Annotated in this window: 4 protein-coding genes and 2 pseudogenes; 5 read left to right on the top strand and 1 reads right to left on the bottom strand. The window is 29.6% G+C overall.

Going from position 1 to position 5,455, the window contains the following annotated elements; all coding sequences use genetic code 11:
• From CD126_RS09995 to CD126_RS09975, 5 genes and pseudogenes are all read left to right on the top strand, one after another.
• Window positions 1–96, top strand: a pseudogene (locus tag CD126_RS09995) (IS6 family transposase); the annotation flags it as partial.
• Window positions 97–420: 324 nt separating this feature from the next.
• Entirely contained in the window at window positions 421–1,899 is a 1,479-nt protein-coding gene (locus CD126_RS09990; protein WP_002470941.1) for an NADH dehydrogenase subunit 5, read from the top strand.
• A gap of 13 nt (window positions 1,900–1,912) precedes the next feature.
• Window positions 1,913–4,453 carry a DUF2309 domain-containing protein gene (locus tag CD126_RS09985; protein ID WP_103370421.1) on the top strand — a complete coding sequence of 847 codons (2,541 nt, stop codon included), beginning with the start codon at window positions 1,913–1,915 and terminating at the stop codon, window positions 4,451–4,453.
• Between the two features lie 23 nt (window positions 4,454–4,476).
• The gene (locus CD126_RS09980; protein ID WP_002470938.1) at window positions 4,477–4,881 is read left to right on the top strand and encodes a hypothetical protein; all 405 of its coding nucleotides are present in this window, start codon (window positions 4,477–4,479) and stop codon (window positions 4,879–4,881) included.
• 27 nt (window positions 4,882–4,908) lie between these two features.
• The gene (locus CD126_RS09975) at window positions 4,909–5,271 is read left to right on the top strand and encodes a Na-translocating system protein MpsC family protein (protein ID WP_002470940.1); all 363 of its coding nucleotides are present in this window, start codon (window positions 4,909–4,911) and stop codon (window positions 5,269–5,271) included.
• A gap of 88 nt (window positions 5,272–5,359) precedes the next feature.
• On the opposite strand, the pseudogene CD126_RS09970 reads toward CD126_RS09975, so the two are convergent.
• Window positions 5,360–5,455, bottom strand: a pseudogene (locus CD126_RS09970) (IS6 family transposase); the annotation flags it as partial.

Raw genomic sequence — 5,455 nt, 5'->3', positions numbered from 1 at the left:
GAATGCATTTACGGTTTATATAAAAAGAACCGCAGGTCTCTTCAGATCTACGGATTTTCGCCATGCCATGAAATCAGTCATATGTTAGCCAGTTAAACAAACGCTGACATGATAAAATGGTGATTAGCTATACTTTTTCTAACTTTGCAACAGAACCTTTTCTCATATAAATGGGCGCTTTATAGCGTCCTCTTTTTTAGTCCCAATCAATGATGACAACAAAACCGATATTGACATAGTAAAATAAATGAACTATCCTAAAAAGAAAAGAATAATATGTCTAGCATTTTTTTAATTACTATTGAAAAAATGAAAGACTCAATATTTTAGAGTAATAAATATTCTATTTGATTAATAGTTTTAATAGGGCTCGTGGTGTATATACACTACGAGCCCTGTTTTTTAAGGAGTTTTTAAAGTATGTTTATTGTGAAAGTATTTTTAATTATACTGTCGATTTTATTTTTCAGCAGTGTAATACTCAATATAGTCAGACCGTACAATTTTTACATAAGAATACATATAATAATTTCATTTTTACCAATATTAGCGTCGATACTATTATTAGTCTTTCTAAAAAATGAAGTCATTTATGGCCCATTTGTTTTTAATACATTATCGTGTCTGCTATCAGTATTCATTTATATATTGGGCTTTATAATTCAAAAATTTTCCGTGAGATACCTTTTAGGTGATGAAAATTATAAAAGTTACTTTTTCTTTTTCACCAATATATCTATTTTTGCTTCTTTAGCTTGGTTTTCCAAAGATTTAAGAATAATGGTTATATGCTGGGGTATAACTTTGCTATGTCTGCTATTGCTCATTCGAAGAAATACTTTTTGGGGAGTAACAGGGAAAGTTGCTAAAACAACTTTTTATGCTTTTTTAGGATCGTGGATTTCTTTTTTATTAGCGATTCTATTAATTTATATATATACACATAATTGGACTATATCATTAACTGATTTTGAAAGTTTGCCACACATAGTAAAATTTTTAATCAATGTATTGTTAGTGATTACAGTTGCTGTACCTGCTGGACAATTTCCATTTCAAAAGTGGTTAATTGAAACAGCTGTTACACCAACGCCAGTCTCGGCAATTATGCATGCCGGTATTGTTAATGCGGGGGGAGTCATATTAAGTCGTTTTTCTTATATTTTTACAAATGACGTATCAATAGCCATACTTTTAATTATGGCTAGTTTAACCGTTTTAATAGGTTCAGGAATAAGTCGAGTTCATGTTGATTATAAAAGGCAATTAATAGGTTCAACAATGAGCCAAATGGGTTTTATGCTTATTCAGTGTTGTATGGGAGCTTATTTGTCGGCAATTATCCACCTTATGCTACATGGGATTTTTAAGGCTACTTTATTTTTACAATCTGGATCTGTATTGAACAATATGTCAGAACCTACATTAAAAAATTTCAAATATTCTTATCGTCTAATAGTAATAGGGAAAGGAGTAGCTACAATTGTGGCTTTAGTTTTTTTTATAAATAATCATTTCAATATATATTCTATTATAGTCTCTGTTATAATATATTCTTCGATTTCAATTGCCTGGAGACAGCTTGTTGCTTTTGGAGTAGGGTATTTAGGGAAAATATTAGGTCTTCTCACTATTATTATTACAGTTTTAACTTATATCTTTACTCATGAAATGTTTATACGAATTTTATATGCAATGCACTTTCCAATGAACCCTCCCTCCTTATTTAATGTAATCCTTGTAGCATTTATATTTATGCTAGGTAGTCTATTTAACATTTGGATATCATTAAAACCACAGTCTCCGCTAGTATGTAAAATTTACTTGCGACTAATTAATATTGGTGAGGCGAGTGAAAGAGCAATAGACAAACATCCAAGGTATTTAAATAAATACTAGAAAGGAAAATTTGATGGATAACATTACAAATATACAACGATCAATTAAACTAGCAAGTAAAATTATTATGCCACTGTCCCCTATTCAAACATTTGCTGCCGTAAATCCATGGGATAAATTAGAGGATAATACATTCGAACAAGTAGCAAGAAAATTTAAAAATAGCTTTAATATAGACATTTATCCTAATAAAAAAATAATTAAAGAAGCAGTAGATAAAAGTGAAATAGATCAACAAATTTTCAAGGAAAAAGCATGGGATTATTATAAAAAATATAAAGCAGATATTCCGCTAAGTGAATCTAAAGCTTTTTTTGAAAAATATTTAGAATGTGAAACTGAACAAGCGATTGATAAGTCTGAAAACAATTATATAAAAAATACTGTTAAAAAATTATATGACAAGGGCAACACTTTGTCGAAACCAAGTGAATATTATATTGATGATACCAATCTAGAAGATATACTAGACCATGAAATGATTAAGTGGAGTAAACTTTATTTAGACAATGCTCAAGCCTCTTGGGCTATGCCTGGTAAAGAAAATGATTTTTTCATAACATGGAAAAATTTAGCGCTGCATGATTCCTTATTTACTAAAAATCACAAAAAGATCATTAAAAACTTACCGAATGATGCTGTTAATGCTTTAAATGAGATGTTATTAAAATTAGAAATATCCGAAGCAGAATACACCGAGTATTTTGAAAGACATTTACTTTCTTTACCTGGTTGGGCGGGGATTATGTTATGGTATTCTGAAAAAAATAAAAATAATAAATATTTACTGACTGAATATTTAGCAACTCGTATTTCTTTAAAATATATACTGCTACAGTCAAAGTCTGTTAGAGAAAAAAAAGACAATAGTGTCTTAGAAGATAAAAGTAAACTAGTTAAAAAATGGTTTGATTATAACATCTTATCTTTAGAGCAATGGAAAGATATGTCGTTAGTCAATAGAAAAAAATATTGTGATTTTGCAGTACATTTCGATAATTTATTTATCCACAAGATTTATTTAGAGGCTTGGGAAGAGACTTATATAAAGAACCTAGAAAAAGAAATAATAAATAATTATAAAAACAATTCAGAATTTAATACAAAATGTCAACTTGCATTTTGTATTGATGTACGTTCTGAACCATTTCGTCGTCATATCGAAAAAAATGATTTTATTGAAACTATTGGAGTGGCTGGTTTTTTTGGATTGCCTATTCAAAAAAAGACACTTAAAAAGCCACACATTCACAATTCACTACCTGTAATGATAAAACCGAAACATCAAATAGTAGAAGTAGAAGAAGCTAATAATGCCAATAATAATCACTACTTTGAAAAAAATAGATATGTCAATTCGTTATTATATACATTTAAGTTAATGAAAAATAATGTATTCCCTAGTTTATTATTACCTGAATTAAGTGGTCCTTTTTTAGGCTTTAGTTCGATAGTTAAAAGTATTTTTCCTCAAAAAACAACTGACTTATCAAATAAATTAAAAAGAGAACATTTAGAGTATTCAAATACACAATTGACAATTAATAAAATTGAATCGAAATCAGAACTACCTATAGGGTTTACAGAATCTGAAAAATTATATTATGCATTTACAGCTCTAAAAACTATGGGATTAACTAAAAACTTTGCGCCATTAGTCGTATTATGTGGACATAGTAGTAAATCTGAGAATAATCCTCATCAATCGTCACTACAATGTGGGGCTTGTGGAGGGGCAGCTAGTGGTTTTAATGCAAAACTTTTAGCAATGCTATGTAATTTGCCAGAAGTCAGAAATATGCTTGTTGAGAAAGGAATATGTATTCCTGAGGAAACATTTTTTGCAGCTGGTGAGCATATTACATCGACAGATGATTTTGAATGGATATATATCCCAGAGTTATCTCAAAGTGCTGATGAGTCACTCAATTTTCTTAAAACTCTATTACCCGAAGTGAAAAAACAAGTATCTGAAGAAAGACTAAAAAAATTACCGAAAGTAGACCACTTTATAAATGATAGTCTTCCAGAATCTAGAACAAAAGATTGGAGTGAAATAAGACCGGAATGGGGATTGGCTAAAAATGCTTCTTTTATAATAGGCGACAGAACTTTAACAAAAAATGCCGATTTAGAATCAAGAGCATTTTTGCATAACTATAATTGGCGAACGGATCCAAATCTTAAAGTATTAAATAGTATCATTTCTGGTCCAGCATTAGTAGCTCAATGGATTAATTTACAATACTATGCTTCAACTGTAGTTCCACATATTTATGGTAGTGGCAACAAAATTACCCAAACTATCACTTCAGGACTAGGAGTAATGCAAGGAAATGCAAGTGACTTATTTGTCGGGCTTCCTTGGCAGTCAGTGATGAACTCAGATAGTAGTGTATATCATTCACCTATCAGGTTGCATATTATTATCCAAGCACCAAACAAGCATGTTCAGAAGCTATTGGAAATTAATAACGATTTCAAACGTAAAGTTCAAAACAACTGGGTAAAACTTATTAGTATTAATGAGAGTAATGAATGGATAAAATGGTAAAATTACAAGGGAGGGTGTATAAGATGGAAGTTAATAATAAGGTTTTGATTATAACAGATATGAATCAATATAATGAAAAATTAGAAAAGCTGAAAAGTAAATTTGGACGTGATAATATCATAAATATTAAAATAGATAATTTAAACATTATAGAACCATTTGATGAAATCATGCGTTCTATAATCATCTCTGTATACACATTTAATATTGAAACTATATACTTTTTAGAAAACAACTCTCAAATTTCGTATAGTATACCTGATATGCCCTATCTTCCTATAATAGACTATCATTTCAAAAACTGCTCACCTGAATTATTTACAAATTCTTTAAAAGAGTGGTATTTTGGAAATAATATAGAGAATTCTGTAGCAATTGTAAAAAATCATCCGTTGTTACCAAAAGGAATGGACATTATAATAAAATAAAACATAAAATGAGAGTAGGAAAATCTTATGAAAAAATCCAAAGGCATGTATGAATCAGAAATCAGTAAAGCTATAACTCATTGGGAAAAAGAATATTTAGGAAGAGGATCTTTGGCTGTTAAGACAGATATTTTAAGAAATATGATTATAGTAACTTTAAGAGGGGTGTTGACTCCAGCAGAGTATAAAATATCCAAACAACAAAATGGTGTACTAGAAACAAAAAAATTAAGAACTACTCTTGTAGAATCAGGAGTGGCAGAGCTTAAGCAAATTATAAAAGATATTACTAATGAATCAGTCGTAAGCTTTCATACTGATTTAAGTACGAATACAGGAGAAAGAATTATGATTTTTAAGTTAGATATTAACTTTGATGAAAATTTTTAGTTAATATCCACTAAATAACTATTTAGAGGTTCTGTTGCAAAGTTAGAAAAAGTATAGCTAATCACCATTTTATCATGTCAGCGTTTGTTTAACTGTCTAACATATGACTGATTTCATGGCATGGCGAAAATCCGTAGATCTGAAGAGACCTGCGGTTCTTTTTATATAGACCGTAAATGCATTC

The sequence above is a fragment of the Staphylococcus pettenkoferi genome, assembly GCF_002902685.1.
GTDB classification, from domain to species: domain Bacteria; phylum Bacillota; class Bacilli; order Staphylococcales; family Staphylococcaceae; genus Staphylococcus; species Staphylococcus pettenkoferi.
This window is presented reverse-complemented; position numbering and strand designations above follow the sequence as displayed.

Excerpts from the sequence above, each read along its gene's own strand:
- CD126_RS09985 (WP_103370421.1), top strand. The coding sequence starts at position 1,913 with ATGGATAACATTACAAATATACAACGATCAATTAAACTAGCAAGTAAA.
- CD126_RS09990 (WP_002470941.1), top strand. The coding sequence starts at position 421 with ATGTTTATTGTGAAAGTATTTTTAATTATACTGTCGATTTTATTTTTC.
- CD126_RS09980 (WP_002470938.1), top strand. The coding sequence starts at position 4,477 with ATGGAAGTTAATAATAAGGTTTTGATTATAACAGATATGAATCAATAT.
- CD126_RS09975 (WP_002470940.1), top strand. The coding sequence starts at position 4,909 with ATGAAAAAATCCAAAGGCATGTATGAATCAGAAATCAGTAAAGCTATA.